The organism is Marinobacterium sp. BA1 (assembly GCF_041155135.1).
In the GTDB taxonomy this organism is placed as follows: Bacteria; Pseudomonadota; Gammaproteobacteria; order Pseudomonadales; family Balneatricaceae; genus Marinobacterium; species Marinobacterium iners.
The window spans coordinates 3,767,580-3,786,995 of the sequence record NZ_BAAFHC010000001.1; the positions used below are offsets into that span (position 1 = coordinate 3,767,580).

General features: G+C 53.5%; 14 protein-coding genes and 1 tRNA gene. 13 read left to right on the top strand and 2 right to left on the bottom strand.

Translation table 11 applies throughout. The annotated features are described in order from the left end of the window. Window positions 1-4: 4 nt before the first annotated feature. The 8 genes from guaD (at window position 5) to ACAM29_RS18180 (ending at window position 11,757) form a co-directional block, all read left to right on the top strand. On the top strand, window positions 5-1,315 hold the full coding sequence (gene guaD / locus ACAM29_RS18145; RefSeq protein WP_369624969.1) for a guanine deaminase: 1,311 nt from the start codon (window positions 5-7) through the stop codon (window positions 1,313-1,315). A gap of 84 nt (window positions 1,316-1,399) precedes the next feature. Then, window positions 1,400-2,143 carry a DUF4197 domain-containing protein gene (locus tag ACAM29_RS18150; protein ID WP_369624970.1) on the top strand — a complete coding sequence of 248 codons (744 nt, stop codon included), beginning with the start codon at window positions 1,400-1,402 and terminating at the stop codon, window positions 2,141-2,143. A gap of 104 nt (window positions 2,144-2,247) precedes the next feature. Further along, window positions 2,248-3,894 carry a type I restriction-modification system subunit M gene (locus tag ACAM29_RS18155; RefSeq protein WP_369624971.1) on the top strand — a complete coding sequence of 549 codons (1,647 nt, stop codon included), beginning with the start codon at window positions 2,248-2,250 and terminating at the stop codon, window positions 3,892-3,894. After that, a complete protein-coding gene (locus tag ACAM29_RS18160) occupies window positions 3,884-5,233 on the top strand; it encodes a restriction endonuclease subunit S (protein ID WP_369624972.1) in 1,350 nt (449 codons plus the stop codon). Before ACAM29_RS18155 ends, ACAM29_RS18160 begins: the two co-directional genes overlap by 11 nt. 92 nt (window positions 5,234-5,325) lie before the next feature. Continuing rightward, complete coding sequence (locus tag ACAM29_RS18165; protein ID WP_369624973.1) at window positions 5,326-6,348, top strand: virulence RhuM family protein; 1,023 nt, start codon at window positions 5,326-5,328, stop codon at window positions 6,346-6,348. A gap of 48 nt (window positions 6,349-6,396) precedes the next feature. Beyond that, window positions 6,397-9,624 carry a type I restriction endonuclease subunit R gene (locus tag ACAM29_RS18170; RefSeq protein ID WP_369624974.1) on the top strand — a complete coding sequence of 1,076 codons (3,228 nt, stop codon included), beginning with the start codon at window positions 6,397-6,399 and terminating at the stop codon, window positions 9,622-9,624. Window positions 9,625-9,667: 43 nt separating this feature from the next. Then, on the top strand, window positions 9,668-11,008 hold the full coding sequence (locus ACAM29_RS18175) for a hypothetical protein (RefSeq protein ID WP_369624975.1): 1,341 nt from the start codon (window positions 9,668-9,670) through the stop codon (window positions 11,006-11,008). A 38-nt stretch (window positions 11,009-11,046) separates the two neighbouring features. Then, window positions 11,047-11,757, top strand: a complete 711-nt coding sequence (locus tag ACAM29_RS18180; protein ID WP_369624976.1) for a hypothetical protein — start codon at window positions 11,047-11,049, stop codon at window positions 11,755-11,757. Window positions 11,758-12,275: 518 nt separating this feature from the next. On the opposite strand, the gene ACAM29_RS18185 is transcribed toward ACAM29_RS18180, so the two are convergent. After that, window positions 12,276-13,349, bottom strand: coding sequence for a type I restriction endonuclease (locus tag ACAM29_RS18185; protein ID WP_369624977.1), 1,074 nt, complete (start codon window positions 13,347-13,349; stop codon window positions 12,276-12,278). A 325-nt stretch (window positions 13,350-13,674) separates the two neighbouring features. Continuing rightward, a tRNA-Leu gene (locus ACAM29_RS18190) sits at window positions 13,675-13,761 on the bottom strand. 147 nt (window positions 13,762-13,908) lie between these two features. Between ACAM29_RS18190 and queA the strand changes: the two genes are divergently transcribed. The 5 genes from queA (at window position 13,909) to secF (ending at window position 19,318) form a co-directional block, all read left to right on the top strand. Then, entirely contained in the window at window positions 13,909-14,961 is a 1,053-nt protein-coding gene (queA, locus tag ACAM29_RS18195) for a tRNA preQ1(34) S-adenosylmethionine ribosyltransferase-isomerase QueA (RefSeq protein ID WP_369625158.1), read from the top strand. Window positions 14,962-14,975: 14 nt separating this feature from the next. Next, complete coding sequence (gene tgt / locus ACAM29_RS18200; protein ID WP_369624978.1) at window positions 14,976-16,094, top strand: tRNA guanosine(34) transglycosylase Tgt; 1,119 nt, start codon at window positions 14,976-14,978, stop codon at window positions 16,092-16,094. A gap of 38 nt (window positions 16,095-16,132) precedes the next feature. Then, the gene (gene yajC / locus ACAM29_RS18205) at window positions 16,133-16,459 is read left to right on the top strand and encodes a preprotein translocase subunit YajC (protein WP_091827774.1); all 327 of its coding nucleotides are present in this window, start codon (window positions 16,133-16,135) and stop codon (window positions 16,457-16,459) included. Window positions 16,460-16,525: 66 nt separating this feature from the next. After that, entirely contained in the window at window positions 16,526-18,382 is a 1,857-nt protein-coding gene (gene secD, locus ACAM29_RS18210) for a protein translocase subunit SecD (protein ID WP_369624979.1), read from the top strand. 9 nt (window positions 18,383-18,391) lie between these two features. Further along, window positions 18,392-19,318: a protein translocase subunit SecF gene (secF, locus tag ACAM29_RS18215; RefSeq protein ID WP_206836149.1), complete on the top strand. Its 927-nt coding sequence runs from the start codon at window positions 18,392-18,394 to the stop codon at window positions 19,316-19,318. Window positions 19,319-19,416 lie beyond the last annotated feature (98 nt).

The window sequence follows — 19,416 nt, forward strand, 5'->3', positions numbered from 1 at the left end:
TGCCATGAGTCAGACTACATCCTCTCGCGTGATCCGTGCGACTGTCCTGCACTGTTTGGCCAGTCCAGCCGAACAGGGTGAGCAAGCAATCGAGCACCTGCAGGACGGCCTGCTCTGGATCGAACAGGGAAGGATCAAAGCGCTTGGGGAGTATAAAGCGCTGCAGGCACAGCTGCCTGCGGGACAGGTTATTGAAGATCGTCGCGGCTGCCTTCTGATACCTGGACTGATCGATACCCACACCCACTATCCACAATTGAGTATCGCGGCCAGCCCGGCCGGAGCGTTGTTTGAGTGGCTATCCAAACGAGCCTTTCCCGCCGAGGCCGCCATTCATGATGCCGTGACGGCAGAGGCGATGGCAGAGCGCTTTATCCGTGAGCTGCTGCGCAACGGTACGACAACCGCAATGGTATTCGCCGGAGTGCAGCCCTGGAGTGCGGATGCCTTTTTTCGAGTGGCGCAGCGATACAAACTGCGCACGATCAGTGGCAAGGTACTGCAGGATCGACTGGTACCGACTGAACTGCGTGAGCCTCTGGAGCAGGCACGTGAACATAGCGATGAGCTGATCGCACGCTGGCATGGGGTTGACCGGCTCAGCTACGCACTGACCCCTCGCTTTGCGCCAGCCTGTTCCGAAGCTTTGCTGGCCTGGTGTGGCGACCGTCTTGATGGTCATTCCGACCTTTACCTGCAAACCCACCTTGCGGAAACGCCCTCTGAATGTGACCGCGTCCAGCAACTCTTTCCCGAGTGCAAGGGATATCTGGATGTCTATGATCACTATGGACTGTTGCGCCCGCGCAGCCTGTTCGCACATGCCATCCATCTGAGTGCCGCCGAACAGCAGCGCTTGGGTGCCAGTGGCGCCAGTGTGGCACATTGCCCCTCGTCCAACCTGCTGCTGGGCTCTGGACTGATGCCGTTGCAGGCCCTGCGGCAGGCGGGCGTCTCCCTGTCGGTCGGGACCGATGTAGGTGCTGGGCCGAGTTGCTCAATACTGAAAACACTGGCAGATGCGTTACGGGTGCAACAACTGCGCGGCGAGCCATTGAATCCGCTTTATGCCTTCTACCTGGCAACTCTGGGTGGTGCCAGAGCGCTGCAGCTGGAGGCATATGCAGGAAACCTGCAGCCGGGGACCGAAGCAGACTTTCTGTTGCTGGATATGTCCGCTGTTCCGGAACTGGCTGTGCGCGGTGAGGCGGTGGAAAGCATTGATGAACTGCTGGCGCTGATCATTCTGCTGGGCGATGATCGGCTGGTTACCGAGGTCAACATACTGGGCAGTCCGGTGGAGTTGAACGACTGAAGCTTGATCCGTACTACTCTATACTGCCTGCTGATTCGCTATTCAGGGATACCCAAAATGATACGACGCAATGCAGTGCACATAATGGCAATAACCCTTTGGACCAGTGCCATGGTTGTGCCACAGGCCACGGCTGCCTGGGATGACCTGCTCGAACAGGGTCAGCAATTGCTGGAGGGGCAAAACCGCGCAGAGCAAAGCGAAATGGCAGTGCCGGCGGGTATGGACACAGCGACTCTGGCACGCGGACTCAAAGAAGCCCTGCGAGTGGGTGGCGAGCGTGCCATCGGCCAGCTTGCCACAACCGATGGCTACTATGGCCGCCCCGACGTGCGGATACCGTTGCCGGGCATGCTGGAAAGCGGGGCCGGGCTGCTGCGTCGTGCCGGGCTTGAGTCTTACGTGGAAACCTTTGAGCGCAGCATGAACCGCGCTGCAGAGCAGGCAATCAGTGAAGCCACGCCCGTGTTTCTGGATACACTTGAACAGATGACACTGGAAGATGCCCGACGTATTTACTCCGGTGGCGATAACGCCGCAACCGAGTATTTTCGTGACAAAACGTCAACCCGGCTACAGCAGCGTATGCAGCCGCTGATCAGCGAGGCCATGTCTGCCAGCGGCGTTAGCCTCGCCTATGAAGCACTGGTGCAACAGGCCGAGTCATATCTGCCAATGCTGCAGGGGTTCAGCCCAGACCTGAATGAGCATGTCACTTCGCGGGCGCTTGAAGGGCTGTTTCTTCGATTGGGTGAGGAAGAACGCTTGATACGTCAGCAGCCTGCGGCACGGACAACCGAACTGCTGAAGCAGGTGTTTGGGTCTTGAGTCCAAAATGACTTGACCACTACAGTTGTGCCGGTGCGTTCATTCCCTCCGGCCAATGGGGTACTCTATCCGTCATTAAAGGGACGCATTGACAACGAGTACACATGGCCACTGAACCAGCAAAAAAAGCACCGGCAAAAAAAGCAGCTGTAAAAAATGCAAAAGGGTTTGAAGAGACCCTCTGGGACGCCGCCAACAAGCTGCGTGGCAGCGTCGAATCCTCTGAGTACAAGCACATCGTACTCAGTCTTATCTTCCTCAAGTTTATCAGCGATAAGTTCGAGGCCCGCCGTCAGGAAATGATGGATGAGGGGCAGGGTGACTACGTCGACATGGTGGAATTCTACACCATGAAGAACGTCTTCTACCTGCCGGAGACCTCCCGCTGGAGCCATATTCTCAAGCATGCCAAACAGGATGATATTGCGGTCAAGATCGATACCGCCCTGCATGCCATCGAGAAGAACAACCCCGCGCTGCGCGGTGCCCTGCCGGACAACTACTTCTCCCGTCTGGGACTGGATGCCGCCAAGCTGGCCGCGTTGGTCGATACCATCAACAACATTGAAACGATGGCCAACGAATGCCACATGACCGAGCAGGATCTGGTCGGTCGCGTTTACGAATACTTCCTGGGCAAGTTTGCCGCCAGTGAAGGCAAGGGCGGGGGCGAGTTCTACACACCCAAATCGATCGTTACCCTGATTGCGGAAATGATTGAGCCTTACCGGGGCAAGATCTACGACCCCTGCTGTGGCTCCGGCGGTATGTTCGTGCAGTCGATCAAGTTCGTGAACAGCCACAACGGCAACCAGAAAGACATCTCCATCTACGGCCAGGAATACACCGGCACCACCTACAAACTGGCCAAAATGAACCTGGCCATCCGGGGAATCTCGGGCAATCTGGGTGACGTAGCCGCGGATACCTTCTTCAAGGATCAGCACCCGGATCTGAAGGCCGACTACATCATGGCCAACCCGCCGTTCAACCAGAAGGAGTGGCGTGCCGCCAACGAGTTGACCAAGGACCCTCGCTGGGCCGGCTATACAGTGCCGCCCACCGGCAATGCCAACTACGCCTGGATTCTGCACATGATCGCCAAGCTCAGTGAGAACGGCACTGCGGGCTTCGTAATGGCGAACGGCTCCATGTCGTCCAACACCAGCGGCGAAGGCGATATCCGTCGCGAGATCATCGAGAACGATCTGGTGGATTGCATGATCGCGCTGCCGGGGCAGTTGTTCTACACCACCCAGATTCCGGTCTGCCTCTGGTTCCTGACCAGGAACAAGAAGGCCGACAAGGAACGTGGCTTCCGCAGTCGCGTAAATCAGACCCTGTTCATCGACGCCCGTCAGATGGGCACCATGACCAGCCGTATCCACAAGGAACTGACCACCGAGGATATCGCCGAGATCGCCGGCACCTATCACAACTGGCGTACAGGTAGATGGAATGGTGAGTACGCTGCACAGGGAGGCGCGAGTGTCGCGGGAGGCAGGATGCCGGGAGCGACCGAAGACAAGGCGGGTTTCTGCAAGTCGGCCACCTTCGATGAAATTGAGGCCAACGATTTTGTGCTGACCCCGGGCCGCTATGTCGGTGCTGCCGAAATCGAAGATGATGGTATCCCGTTCGAGACCAAGATGGCCGAACTCAGCCGGACCCTTTACCAGCAGATGGATGAAGCCGAGAAGCTGGATGCGGTGATTCGGAAGAATCTGGGGGTGTTGGGTTATGGGAATTGAGTTTGAAAGTGTCACCCTAGGGCAGATTACAAAGCGTGGTGGAGGCTTCATTCAAACAGGCCCGTTCGGAAGTCAACTTCATGCCTCTGACTACGTTCCAACGGGTGTTCCATGCATTATGCCAGCTAATATAGTGGATGGGACCATCGATCTCGCAGATATTGCATATATATCACATGCTGATGCTCAGCGTTTATCCAAGCACATCGTGAAAGCCGGTGATATTGTGTATTCCCGCCGAGGTGATGTAACAAGAAAAGCCTTAATTAGACAGCATGAAGAAGGGATGTTTTGTGGAACGGGTTGCCTTCTTGTACGACCTGGAAAGTATATCGACCCAAGATATTTGGCCTATCATCTTAGTAGTCCTTGGAATCATGAGTGGATAATACGTCATGCTATCGGCGCGACAATGCCAAATCTGAATACAAGTATTCTCGGAGATATTCCGCTAAAAATACCCGACCTTGAAAATCAAAAAAATATAGCACGTGTTCTTGGCGTTTTTGATGAAAAACTAGAACTTAATCGCCAAATAAATCAGACCCTTGAACAGATGGCGCAAGCCCTGTTCAAGAGCTGGTTCGTGGATTTCGATCCGGTGATCGATAATGCGCTGGACGCAGGCAATCCGATACCTGAAGAGCTGGAAGCCCGTGCTGAACAGCGCAGGCAGTTTCGTGATGCAGTGGCTCAGGGTGAGGCGTCAGTGCCCGGACTGCCGGATGAGATTCGTGCGCTGTTTCCCAGTGAGTTTGAACTTACGGACGAAATGGGGTGGGTTCCGGAGGGGTGGGTAGTTTCTAGATTGGACTCCGTGCTTGAGTTAATCTACGGAAAAGCACTTAAAAAAAGTGACCGTATGGAAGGTGAATTTCCTGTCTATGGGTCAGGGGGGGTTAATGGTAATCACAATGTTTCTTTAGTGGACGGCCCAGGCGTCATCGTTGGGCGGAAAGGAACTGTGGGGTCTTTATATTGGGAGGATAAACCTTTCCATCCAATTGATACAGTTTTTTATGTTAAGAGTAAGGAAGGATATCCCCTCCAATATTGTTTCTATTTGCTTAAGAATTTAGGTTTGGAGCATATGAATACTGATGCTGCTGTTCCTGGTCTAAATAGAAATAATGCCTATTTTATAAAAATATGTGTCCCTGATTTTGATTTGATCGATTTTTTTTCAAAAAAGGTTTCTTCTATGTTTAATAAAAGAAGCCTAAATCTTGAGAATGTGTGTTTTCTTGAGAATGTCAGAGATACTTTATTACCCAAACTCATCTCCGGCGAACTCCATATCCCGGATGCCGAGCGGCAGATCGCAGAAGCGGTGAATTAAACCACACGCCCGAAAAAAACATCCATCCCGGAGCAATGCCACCGGGACCCACGCACCGGCCAGGGAAGGCCGATCACAAAAAGGAGAACCCGATGCGCCAAGCCCCCTTGCCGATGGAGATCTTCACCTCTGAAGACGGCTCTATCCGCCTGCAACTGAAGGTGGTGGATGACACCCTATGGCTGACCCAGCGGCAGATTGCCGAACTGTTCGAAAAGTCGTCCAAGACCATCAGCGAGCACCTGAACAACATCTACGATGAAGGCGAGCTGGAGCCGGACTCAACTATCCGGAAATTCCGGACAGTTGCCCGGGAGGGCACGCGAGACGTGGAACGGCTGCTCGATCACTACAACCTGGATGCGGTGTTGGCGGTGGGTTATCGGGTGCGGTCTAACCGGGGTATTCAGTTCCGCCAGTGGGCCACGCGGGTGCTGAAAGAGTACCTGATCAAGGGCTTCGCCATGGATGACGAGCGCCTGAAAAATCCCGACCGGGATTTGGGCGCGGACTACTTCGATGAGCTGCTGGCGCGGATTCGGGATATCCGTGCATCGGAGCGGCGCTTCTACCAGAAGATCACCGATATCTATGCCACAGCGGTGGACTACAACCAGAATGCCCAGCTGAGTCAGCGCTTCTTCGCCACCGTGCAGAACAAGCTGCATTGGGCGATCCATGGCCATACCGCACCGGAGCTGATCCGGGAGCGGGCCGATAGCACCCAGCCCAATATGGGCCTCACCAGCTGGTCCGGTGCCCGGGTAAGCAAAAGGGATGTATCCGTTGCCAAGAACTACCTGACTCAGGATGAAATGGCCGCCCTCAACCAAATTGTAACGATGTATTTGGATTACGCAGCTAGCCAAGCTGCCAAGAAAAGGCCGATGACCATGCAGGACTGGGCCAGCAAGCTGGACGCCTTCCTTGAATTTAACGAACATGAGATCCTGCAGAACGCAGGGCAGGTATCGGCAACAGTGGCCAAGCAGCTGGCCGAGGCGGAGTACGATAAGTACGAAACCCGGTGCCGTGAAACATTGGCGGGCCAGAAAAGTGACTTTGATGCCTTTATCGAGCATACCCAACAGCTAACGAATAAAGGCAAGCATTGATGTAACGGCGCGGGCAGGGGCGCGGCCGGACAGTACAGGGAAAAGGATATGAAGTTCACCGAAGCCAAGCTGGAAGCGGCGATTATTCAACTGCTGGGCGAGCAGGGCTATGCCCATCAACCCGGTGGCGATCTTGTGCGTCCACTGCACGAAGTGCTGTTCAAGGATGATCTGCGGGATTATCTGGCGGAACGCTATGCCGCCGATAACATCACGTCGGTTGAAATCGAATCCGTTGTGCGGCAGCTGGAAACCCTGCCGGCCAGTGATCTCTACGACAGCAACCGCCAGTTCATGAAGTGGCTGTCGGATGGTTTCCTGCTCAAGCGTGAAGACCGCAACCAGAAAGACCTGTATATCCAACTGGTGGACTACCAGGGCACCGAGCGTGCCTTTGCAGCGGTGTTGCCCGAGTTGGCCATGGCCGCGGATGCCTCGGGGCGGTTCGGCCTGGACAGCAATATCTACCGGGTGGTGAATCAGCTTGAAATTGAGGGGCCGACCGGCGAGAAGCGCATTCCCGACTGTATCCTCTACATCAACGGCTTGCCGATGGTGCTGTTCGAATTCAAGAGCGCCATCCGCGAAGAAGCGACCATCCACGATGCCTACGTCCAGCTGGCGACGCGCTACCGCCGTGCCATTCCTCAGTTGCTGGTTTACAACGCCTTCGGTGTGATCAGCGACGGGGTGAACAACAAGATGGGCTCGCTGTTTGCGCCTTACGAGTTCTTCTATGCCTGGCGCAAGATTACCGGTGATGAGTCGGTGGAAAGGGATGGCATCGACGGTCTCTACACCATGATTCGTGGCCTGTTCGACAAGGACCGACTGCGAGACGTTATCCGTCACTTCATCTACTTTCCGGACAGCTCCAAACATGAAGTGAAGATTGTCTGCCGCTATCCCCAGTACTACGCGGCCAACAAGCTTTACCGCAATATTCTGGCCCACCGTAAGCCCGAGGGTGATGGCAAGGGGGGTACCTACTTCGGGGCGACCGGTTGCGGCAAGAGCTTCACCATGCAGTTCCTGACCCGCTTGTCGATGAAAAGCGTGGAGCTGGAAAGCCCGACCATCGTGCTGATCACCGACCGTACCGATCTGGATGATCAGCTGTCGGCGCAGTTCACCAACGCCAAGGCCTATATCGGTGACCAGAATGTGATCAGTGTGGAGAGCCGCCAGCATCTGCGTGAGCTGTTGAAGGGGCGCAACAGTGGCGGTGTCTTTCTGACCACCATTCACAAGTTCACTGAAGATACCGAGTTGCTGACCGAGCGCAGCAATGTGATCTGTATCTCTGACGAAGCTCACCGTAGCCAGATCAATCTGGATCAGAAGGTTAGAGTGACCGAAACCGAGGTCATTCGTACCTTTGGCTTTGCCAAGTACCTGCACGACTCCCTGCCCAATGCGACCTATGTGGGCTTCACCGGCACGCCCATCGACGCCACGCTGGATGTGTTCGGTGAGGTAGTCGACGCCTACACCATGACCGAGTCGGTTCACGATGAAATCACCGTGCGTATCGTCTACGAAGGCCGTGCTGCCAAGGTCACGCTGGATAACGGCAAGCTGACCGAGATTGAGGAATACTACAAACAGTGCGCCGAGGAGGGTTCCAGCGAGTACCAGATTGACGAGAGCAAGAAGGCGATGCTCAACATGAACTCGATTCTGGGTGACCAGGACCGTATTCGTGCTTTGGCTGCCGATTTTGTACAGCACTACGAGAAACGGGTCACGGAAGGTGCGACGATCAGGGGCAAAGCGATGTTTGTCAGCAGCTCCCGCGAGATCGCCTGGCAGCTGTATCAGGAGCTGGAGACCCTTCGGCCCGAGTGGTTTGAGGTCAAAGCCTGTGATGATAGTGTTCAGCTGACCGAACAGGAGCGCAAGGAGATCAAGCCATCGGCCCGGGTACGGATGGTGATGACCCGCAACAAGGATGACAAGAAGGCGCTCTGGGACCTGCTGGGTACCAAGGATGACCGCAAAGAGATGGATCGTCAGTTCAAGAACTCCAAGTCCAATTTCAAGATCGCCATCGTGGTGGATATGTGGCTGACCGGGTTCGATGTACCTTTCCTCGATACCCTGTATATCGACAAACCGGTGCAGCGGCACAACCTGATTCAGACCATCTCGCGGGTTAACCGCAAGTACGAAGGCAAAGAAAAAGGGCTGGTGGTCGATTACATCGGCATCAAGGCGCAGATGAACAAGGCGCTGGCACAGTATTCCAAAACCGAAGAGACCAACTTCGAGGATGTTCGCCAGTCGGTTATTGCGGTCAAGGATCATCTGGACCTGTTGAACAAGCTGTTCCACCGATTCGATATGCAGCCCTACTTTACCGGTGAGCCGCTGGCGCAGTTGAGTTGCCTCAACATGGCCGCCGAGTTCGCCATGCTGACCGATAAGCAGGAAAAGCGGTTCATGGCGCTGGTGAAGCGTCTCAAAGCGGCCTACGACATCTGCTGCGGCAGTGAGGACTTGTCCCAGTCAGATCGAGACCTGGTTCACTTCTATCTGGCAGTGCGTTCGATAGTGTTCAAACTGACCAAGGGCAACGCGCCGGATACTGCGCAAATGAACGCCAGGGTTCGGGCGATGATCGAAGACGCGCTGAAAAGTGATGGGGTGGAGGAAGTGTTCAAGGTCGGCAGTGATGATGAGTCGGAGATCGATATCTTCGATGACGATTACCTGGCCAAGATCGAGAAAATCAAACTGCCAAACACCAAAATCAAGCTATTGCAGCAACTGCTGGCCAAAGCGATCGGCCAGTTCAAGAAGACCAACCGGGCACAGGCGATCGAGTTCTCCAAGCGCTTCCAGGCACTGGTCGAGAGGTACAATGAGCGCAAGGAAGATGATGTGCTGGTCAGTAATGTGCTGGAAGACTTCTCCGATGAGATCATTGACCTGTATCACCAGCTTCGGCAGGAGATTCAATCCTTTGAAGGGCTTGGCATCGATTTCGAGGAAAAGGCGTTCTACGACATCTTGAAGGCATTGGCGGCCAAGTACGATTTCAGCTATCCGGATGATAAGCTGATCGAACTGGCCAAGGCCGTGAAACTGGTTGTGGATGACAAGGCCAGGTATACCGACTGGAGCCAGCGCGAGAGTATCAAGGCAGAGTTGAAAGTGGAGCTGATTCTGCTGTTGGCCAAGCACGGTTATCCACCGGTTGATCGTGACGAGGTATACAAGGACATCTTCGAGCAGGCCGAGTCATTCAAGAAGTATCGGATGCAGCTGGCTTGAATGACGCCTGAATATCAATAACAGAAAAACATCAGGCGGAAAGATGGATACTGATACCCGGCAGCTCAGCGACTTTACGGCAAGATACCGGTTTTTTTGTAGTCACCCCGACTACTGTAACGGGCATGGAGTCTGCCCGGCCTGTGGCTATCCGACGCTTGGTCCATCGCCCGACTATTACTGTTTTTTTTGCGGTTGGGACAGTTGGGATTACAGGGGGGAGTCAAATGCAGATGATATGGCCCCGCCCAACGACAATACTCTGTCGGAGGCACGCCAATATTTTGAGCAAACCTTATGTGTGTGGGACTGGCATGAACAGGATGATTTTTCTCCTTCATTCCGGTGGCAACTGTTCAGTCACAGAGCGCAAAAAGCCAAAAGAGAACTGAGGCAGGCTTATGACCTGTTAATGAATACACAGTCGTCAGAGCAAATCGAAACACAATGGCAAGCCATAAGTGAAATAGACCTTCCTTGTCTCGCCAGGCTTGCCCGTCAGTCATACAGAGTGAAACTGGATTGGCACTTGGATGTCAGAAAAACATACTCCGATCCTCCGGGCCATGATCTTTTTTTTCAGCCCCGATTGCAGCTGTCCTCTGAACGTACCAAGTACGAGATCGATACCGGTAAAACACAAGATCCACTTCCCTTCTCTGCAGGTGAAAATGTATTCGATAACGATGATCTGGTGTGGGATATCGGGGCTCTGGTGAAATCAACGATCGAGCCAGGAGGGTACCATGTATTCAACTGCTCATGCGGATTTCCTGAAGATACCGATATTCATGAAAGGGTGTGCGTCAGCCATCCTGACAAAGAAACTATTGCCTGGGAAATGGACATTAAGGGATATGATGCCTGGTGGTCGTCTGACCTGCAGGGAAAGAGTGGGTATATCCAGTTTTTATTCAATCGCTCTGAGTATGAAGCGTCCATTAATTTAATGCTGGAGGCTATAGATGAATATATCAAGAGCAAAATACCAGTAGATGAAATACCGCCCAGTCATGATTTTGTGGATAATGAAAAAGTATGGCTAAGTGATCTTAAAAATAGCATAAGGCAACCACGGAAGGCACTTTTGCACACCATAAAAGACATTAAGCTGGATACCTCAAAATATCCATTTATTCTTTTTGATGGACAGCCAGCTGAAAAAATAATCGACAGCTACTTTTCAAAATGGTCGGCATTAAATGCCTTTCGAATTTTGCAGGACTATAGGCAGTCCAAAAAAACGAAAGATATCCGTGATGCACAGTGGGTTGCTGAAACATTGGTAATAAATTTTCGAAGCTGCCTATACTTTACAGGCGAAAATGATCCCAGGTCGCGATTGAACTATAATCAGGAAGTGGCATCCGTGAGTTATTTATAGGTTTTGCTGTTCTGGCTTAGTTTGTCGAGGTGGCAGTCATGAAAAGTGATGTGATTTTGCGTCTTACCCGAGGCCAGTACCGTAAATTCGCCGAAATTGCCAAATGTTCCGGTGTCGCGCTGGAAATCTGTACCTATACGGAGCCGGAAAAGGCATGGGGACGGTATAGTCTTTGGGCGATGCCGATTTTTCCCGATGTTCGTGAGGAAAGGCAGGTGGCACATGAGCGAGGTGTTATTTCACTGGCGTCTGCTATTAATACACGAACCTTTCGTGAGTGCGGGAGGACCCGGCCCGAACTGGATTGGTCGGCACTTGCCGACGACGAAATCTACTCTTTTGTTCTGTGGCATGAGATCGGGCATAGAGTCGATAACTTTAGCCTTGTTGATCTGATGTGTATGCAGAATGTCGAAGCGAGAGATGAATGCCATGGACGGATCACCTGCGTGAATGAGGTACTGGCAGACCGCTATGCATGGAACAGAGTGTGTCCGGATAAGCCCCGTCCCTTGACCAAGCGCGGGGTGGAGAGGCAAGAGGAATTCCAGGATTCTTTGGGTATTCTGAATAAGTACCTGTGTCGAGGTTGTCTCAAAATCAAACCATTACAGCCGGGGCAGTATCATGATGTCCCTGAAAGTATGCTTCGAACATCTGCAAAAGCAGCATTTGTAGGGCCTGAAGTCAGTCAGGCGCTGGTGCAACAACGGATAGAGCTGCAGAGGAAAATTTCTGCTTGGCGGTGAGGTGAGCAAAACCAAAAGAGTGTTACCAGCGGGGCTGTCCCGGTGTGTGCCCGGCAAAGATACAGGAAGCCGGCTAAAAGCGCTTGCTGCCATTCTTGCCGACAGGCACGGTCGGTCACTCGGTACTGAGTGATGAGGCAGGGTCGGCGGGTAATGCCCGTATGCGGGCATTAGTGAACTTGAATTGCTTGTACATTGAAACCTCCGGGAATGGATACCCGGTGGTTTAATATCTGGTGCGATGAATGTTGATATGGATAGAGGGCTTGCACACACATGTACGGATGTTAGGGGAGGGTTACACCAAGACCTTGTTCTAATTTTTGCTCTGATTCATAGCGAGTCTGCCGCACTCTGAGCACCACGGGTATTAGGGTACAGGGTAAACGTGAGTGACGGAGTGGGTGTCGCAACGGGGGGAAATGGTGTTTATCAGAGGTGGGCGGTCATACAAAAAGCCCCGGCACTGCCGAGGCATGAGTTGATGCTTTACTGAACATGCTGCCGAGTAGGCTTAATCATTCGTAGAATGAACAGGTTTCTTTGAGTTGATCCGCAAATTGGAAGATGTCTTCAACTCTGTCAATGGCATGACGGGTTTCCTTTTTATCCTTATCGAAGATACCGATATATTTTTGTGAGCGATTGAAATGCAGACGACATATAGGTTTGCGGTTGTTGTCATCCAGCAGCACACCGAAGTAGCTTTGTGTATCTCGTGGAGTCACTCGTTCGATATCAACATTCTGACACATAATTGCGCGGACAATGTTGAAACCTGCGACTTCTTCTTCGGTTGTCACAACCTTGCTTTCTTCAGAGTCATCTTCATCGTCTTTGTTTTCTGCTTCCTTGGTGGAGGCTGTAGACTCTGAGTCACGCTGAAGAGCTGATTTGAGACGTTCATTGACCTTGTCATTGAGATACTGCTTAAATGCTTTGACCGTTAAGTCCGCAAATAGCTCACGGACTTTCTGCGTAATCACCCCATCATAAACTCTAGATGCGAAGAACCGTATGAAGTCGTCGTCAGGCTCTGCCAGCTGCGCTGCAATCACCTTACGGATCTGGTTCATGTATTTCAGTTCGCCTGCCGAATTGATCACAGAGTTAACATCGAAGTCTTCCTTGGTCAGCTTTGCGACTTCTGGAACAATGTGCTCGTCAATGTTGGATAGATCTAGTTCTAGGAATGGCTTTTCATCCATCTTGTTGGGCGCGTCTAAATCAGTGAAAAACTGATATACAACGCCGTTGGTCAGGATGGCAATTCGAGCATTGGTCACAGAGAAATATCGATAAAGTTGAGAGGCGTGCTTCAGTGATAGTTGCTCACCAAACTTTTTACATTCAATCAGAACTTGCACTATGCCGTCTTTGATGATGGCATAATCTACTTTCTCGCCTTTCTTTGTTGCAGTATCGGCCGTGAACTCAGGGATTACTTCCGAAGGATCGAAAACGTCGTACCCTAAGACGTTGTTGAGGAATGGCATTACAAATGCGTTTTTGGTTGCTTCTTCCGTTTCGATTATGCTGCCGCGTTGTTCAATTTTCTTGGCCAGTGAGGCTAGGGCGCTACTGATATCCATAATTCACTCCATGTTGAGCTAGATCCATCGCCAAGCATGTGAGCAATCGATCCCCTCCGATCATGCAAGGCAGTGCTGCAAGCTTGCGACAAATATCTTGGAGGCGCAAGGAGGGGCTGGATATGAGGATGATTAGGGTGTTTCTAACGTGCCATTTCGTTTTATGCTTGTGCCAAATTATGCGCTAATCGTTGTCAAAAATTTCGCGCGGCTATACTGAATCAAAGTGGACACTTTGTGGACACTCAGACGAGTGTGGACATATAAGTTGTTTGCTAGGATGTGGCTTCAGCGTTGTAACCTGCTGAAATGAAAAGCTTTTAAGTGGTACCAGCGGCCGGACTCGAACCGGCACACCCGTTAAGGCGGGGGATTTTGAATCCCCTGTGTCTACCAATTTCACCACGCTGGCACTGTATCGACGGGGTTTCGAAGTGTGAAGCCCCTGCAGTGAAGGCGCATATTATATTTGTCTTTGCTGGTTCGTCAATCAGGACTGAAAAAAACCTGTTACTCAGGTAGAATTCAATCTTTCCAACAGGTTTCCAGTTTGAGTCCCATGCAGGTAAAAGACTTCTATTTCGAGCTGCCGGAAGAGCTGATTGCGCGTTATCCACTGGAACAGCGCAGTGCCAGCCGCTTGCTCTGCCTTGACGGCAATACCGGTGAACGGACCCACCGACAGTTTACCGACCTTCTTACATTGCTGCAGCCCGGCGATCTGCTGGTGTTTAACGATACCCGCGTGATTCCGGCGCGGCTGTTCGGGCAGAAAGAGAGTGGCGGCCAGATCGAGATGTTGGTGGAAAGGGTCACCTCCGAAAACACCGCGCTGGCGCACATTCGGGCCAGTCGTGCGCCCAGGCCGGGTGCGCGGCTGCTGTTTGAAGGCGGGCTTGAGGCCGAAGTAACGGGGCGTCAGGAAAACCTGTTCCAGCTCAGATTTACTAATCTGGACGACCATCTGGTGTCCGCGCTGGAGCGGCACGGTCACATGCCGCTGCCGCCCTATATGAAACGTGAGGATCAGCTGTCTGACCGCGAGCGTTATCAAACCGTTTACAATCGTAAGCCCGGTGCCGTTGCGGCTCCGACGGCAGGGCTGCATTTTGATCAAGCGTTGTTGCAGCAGCTGAAGGACAAAGGCATCGAGCAAACCTTTGTCACCCTGCATGTAGGCGCGGGCACCTTTCAGCCGGTCAAGGTCGACACCATTGCCGAGCACCACATGCACGCCGAATATATCGAAGTCTCCGATGAGGCCTGTGCGGCAGTGAAAGCCGCTCAGGCCCGGGGCAATAAAGTTGTAGCGGTAGGAACGACCAGTGTGCGCTGTCTTGAGACGGCGAGCCGGTCCGGCGAAATCGCCCCTTTCTATGGCGATACCGATATCTTTATCTACCCGGGCTATCGCTTTCGTACGGTGGATCGGCTGATTACCAATTTCCATCTGCCTGAGTCGACGTTGATGATGCTGGTCAGTGCCTTTGCAGGTCATCAGTCGATCATGCAGGCCTATGCCGATGCCGTGGCCGAGCGTTACCGTTTTTTCAGTTATGGCGATGCCATGTTTTTGACCCGCCGTGATGCGGCGGATAAGGACGCTTTGTGAGCAGAGAATGTTTTATGCAGTTCGAGACCCTTGCCAGTGAAGGCAAGGCGCGTCGTGGACGTCTGACCTTTCCCCGTGGTGTGGTTGAAACGCCCGCTTTTATGCCGGTGGGCACATACGGCACCGTCAAGGGCATGCTGCCGCGGGATATCGAAGCTACCGGCGCCCAGATCATTCTGGGCAACACCTTCCATCTGATGCTGCGTCCGGGTACCGAGATCGTACAGCAGCACGGTGATCTGCATGACTTTATGCAGTGGAAGGGGCCGATTTTGACCGATTCCGGTGGCTTTCAGGTGTTCAGTCTTGGCAAGCTGCGCAAGATCACCGAAGAGGGTGTGACCTTCCAGTCGCCGGTAAACGGCAGCAAGGTGTTCATGACGCCGGAAAGCTCGATGCAGGTTCAGCGTGAACTGGGCTCCGATATCGTGATGATCTTCGATGAATGCACGCCTTATCCGGCAACGGAAAAGGCAGCGGCCGACTCCATGCGCATGTCGCTGCGCTGGGCCGAGCGCTCCAAAAAGGCTCACGGTAAAAGCCCTTCGGCATTGTTCGGGATTATCCAGGGTGGCATGTACGAGAGTCTGCGCGATGAGTCCCTTGCCGGGCTGACCGAAATCGGCTTCGATGGCTATGCCATCGGTGGTCTCTCGGTGGGTGAGCCGAAGGAGGATATGGTGCGCATTCTTGATCATCTGGCGTGGAAAATGCCCGAGGACAAGCCCCGTTACCTGATGGGTGTGGGCAAACCGGAAGATCTGGTCGAAGGGGTGCGTCGTGGTGTCGATATGTTCGACTGCGTCATGCCGACCCGCAATGCGCGCAACGGCTTTCTGTTCACTCGCAACGGCATCGTCAAGATTCGCAATTCGGCCAATAAAACCAATACGGCACCTGTGGATGAAACCTGCAGCTGTTATACCTGTCAGAACTTCAGTCGCGCCTATTTGCACCATCTGGACAAGTGCAAGGAGATCCTGGGGGCGCAGCTCAATACCATCCACAACCTGCACTACTATCAGGAGCTGATGGCTGGTTTGCGCAACGCCATTGAACAGGGTAAATTGAGCGACTTCGTAGACGAATTCTATCGCCAGCGGGGGCAGGAAACGCCGCCGCTGACGGCTTGAAACGCATCACTGACACTGTAATCGGGAGTACAACCTGAATGAGCTTTTTCATCTCTCCGGCCTACGCTGAAGGCGCTGGCGCCATGGATCCGGGTATGTTTAACATCCTGTTCCTGGTCGGCTTTGGTCTGATTTTCTACTTCTTCATGTGGCGCCCCCAGGCCAAACGTGCCAAGGATCACAAAAACCTGATCGCCGGTCTGGCAAAAGGTGATGAAGTGATCACGGCAGGTGGCATCATCGGTAAGGTGTTGCGCCTGAGCGATGATTACGTGGTACTGGAAGTATCCGAAGGCACTGAGCTGAAGTTCCAGAAGGCCCACGTTGCGGCCGAACTGCCCAAGGGCACGATCAAGAATATCTGATCGCTCGTCTGTGTTCCGGCGCCACTGTTCAGGTGGCGCTTTCGTTTTTGGTGAGGATGGAGCACGATGCTCAACCGCTACCCCCTGTGGAAAAATTTCCTGATCCTGCTGGTGCTGGTGATTGCCGGCCTGTACGCAGCTCCCAATCTGTATCCTGATGACTATGCAATTCAGGTGTCAGCCGGCCGTAATGCGGCTCCCGTTGATCAGGGTACGCTGGCGTCCATTGAACAGCGCCTGGAAGAGGTCGGTCTGACGGCCAAGGCAACGGAATTGCAGGAGGGCGGTGTCGGCCTGGTCCGTCTTGGAAGTTCTGATGCCCAGCTTGAAGCGCGCGAACTGATTGCCCAGACACTGGGCAGCGACTATACCGTGGCGATGAATCTGGCACCGACGACACCTGAATGGCTGCGGGCCATTGGTGCCGGTCCCATGACGCTGGGCCTTGATCTGCGTGGTGGTGTGCACTTCTTGATGGAAGTGGACATGGCGCAAGCGGTTGCTCAGCGGCTGGATGTATATGTCAGCGAGATCAAGACCAAACTGCGTGAAGAAAAACTGCGTTATCGTATGGTTGACCATCTTGAAGACGGCCGTTTGTCGGTCCGTTTCGATGATGTTGCCGTGCGTGACGAGGCGCAGGGACTGTTGCGTCGCACCTGGCCCGAGTTCATGGTGGATGCCGCAGCCGATGGCGAGGACTATTTTCTCTACATCAATCTGACTGAAGAGACTATCCGCCAGATCGAAGACTACGCCATCAAGCAGAACCTCACGACCCTGCGTAACCGTGTCAACGAGCTGGGCGTTGCTGAGCCACTGGTGCAGCGGCAGGGGCGCAATCGCATCGTGGTCCAGCTGCCGGGTGTGCAGGATGCAGCGGCTGCCAAGCGCGTGATCGGCAAAACGGCGAACCTGGAGTTCCGACTTGAAGCATTGCCGGACACCAGTCGTGCCCTCACCGAGACATATGACTTCCGCAGCCAGCCAGGCCGTACTGCGGCGCTGGAAAAGGACATTATCATCACCGGTTCCAGTGTCTCCAATGCACAGGCTGCCTTTGACGAGAACGGCATGCCACAGGTGTCGATCACACTGGATGGCCCCGGTGGTCAGATGATGAACCGCGTGACGCGCAACGCGATTCAGCGCCGCATGGCAGTCCTGTTTGTCGAGCACAAGCAGCGTACACTGGTACAGACCGTCGAGGGTGAGCGCGTTGAGCGTCGTATCCCCTATACGGAGAAAAGCATCATCTCGCTGGCGACCATTCAGAGTACGCTGGGCAACCAGTTCCGCATCACCGGACTGGACAGCGCTCAGGAATCCTCTGAACTTGCACTGCTGTTGCGCGCCGGTGCGCTGGCTGCGCCAGTGTACTTCGTAGAGGAACGTACGGTCGGTCCGAGCCTTGGTGCCACCAACATCGAGCAGGGTACGCTGTCTGTGCAGATCGGCTTCGCGCTGGTGCTGGTATTCATGCTGGTCTACTACAAGGTGTTTGGTCTGCTGGCGAATATCGCGCTGACCTTGAACCTGGTCCTGCTGATGGCGGTCATGTCGCTGTTGTCAGCGACACTGACCCTGCCGGGTATTGCCGGTATAGTGTTAACCGTGGGTATGGCGGTAGATGCCAACGTGTTGATATTTGAGCGCATAAAAGAAGAGTTGAAGAATGGGCTACCGGTTCAGTCCGCCATTAATGCCGGCTTCAGTCGTGCCTTTACAACCATTCTTGATGCCAACGTGACGACGCTGATCGCAGCCGTGATACTGTTCGCCATGGGTACTGGGCCGGTTAAGGGCTTCGCCGTTACGCTGTCGGTCGGTATTCTGACCTCCATGTTCACTGCTTTGCTGGTGACCCGTGCACTGGTGAACCTGGTGTATGGCGGCCGCACGCTGAAGAAACTGATGATCTGAGGAACCCCCATGACGACGGCAAAGAAGATTTACAATTTCATGGGGATACGCAAGCTGGCGCTGGCGTTCTCCGCAGTTTTGCTGCTGGTGTCGATTGCATCACTGGCGGTCAACGGCCTCAAGTTTGGCCTCGACTTTACTGGTGGCAGCCTGGTTGAAGTCGGTTATGAGCAGGCGGTCAGTCTGGAAGATGTGCGCCAGAAGCTGAGTGCAGAAGGCTTTCCGGATGCGGTTGTACAAACTTTCGGCTCCTCGCGCGATATCCTGATCCGGCTGCAGGTTGATCACGACCCGCAGCTCGGTGACAAGGTGCTGGAAGCCCTGCGTGCCGGGTCCGATCAAACAGTGGAGCTGCGCCGCAATGAATTTGTCGGCTCACAGGTAGGCGAAGAACTGCGTGAGCAGGGTGGTCTGGGCATGCTGCTGGCACTGTTCATGATCATGGTCTATCTTGCTTTTCGGTTTCAGCTCAAATTTTCGCTGGGAGCAGTAGTGGCACTGGTGCATGACGTTGTTATTGTGCTGGGTGTTTTCTCGCTGTTGCAGATCGAGTTTGACTTGACGGTGCTGGCTGCCGTGCTGGCCGTGATCGGTTACTCGCTGAACGATACCATCGTAGTGTACGACCGGATTCGTGAGAACTTCCGCATCATGCGTAAGGAAGACAACATTGAGGTCATGAATGCTTCACTGAGTCAGACACTCAGTCGTACCTTGATGACTTCATTGACGACGTTGTTGGTGCTGGTTGCGCTGTTCTATTTTGGTGGCGAAATGATTCACAGTTTCGCATTGGCTTTGTTGGTTGGTGTGCTGGTGGGTACTTACTCCTCCATTTATGTGGCCGCCAATGCACTGATTTTAATGCAGGTGAGTCGCGAAGACCTGATGCCGCCCGAGAAGAAAGAGGGCGAAGAGGTCGAAGAACTTCCCTGAGATCTGTAAAGCCGGCAACGCCGGCTTTATTTTTTACATATTGACGGTCTATTCTGAAGGAAAGGCCGCTGTATCGGTCAAAAGATCGTACAGAAACA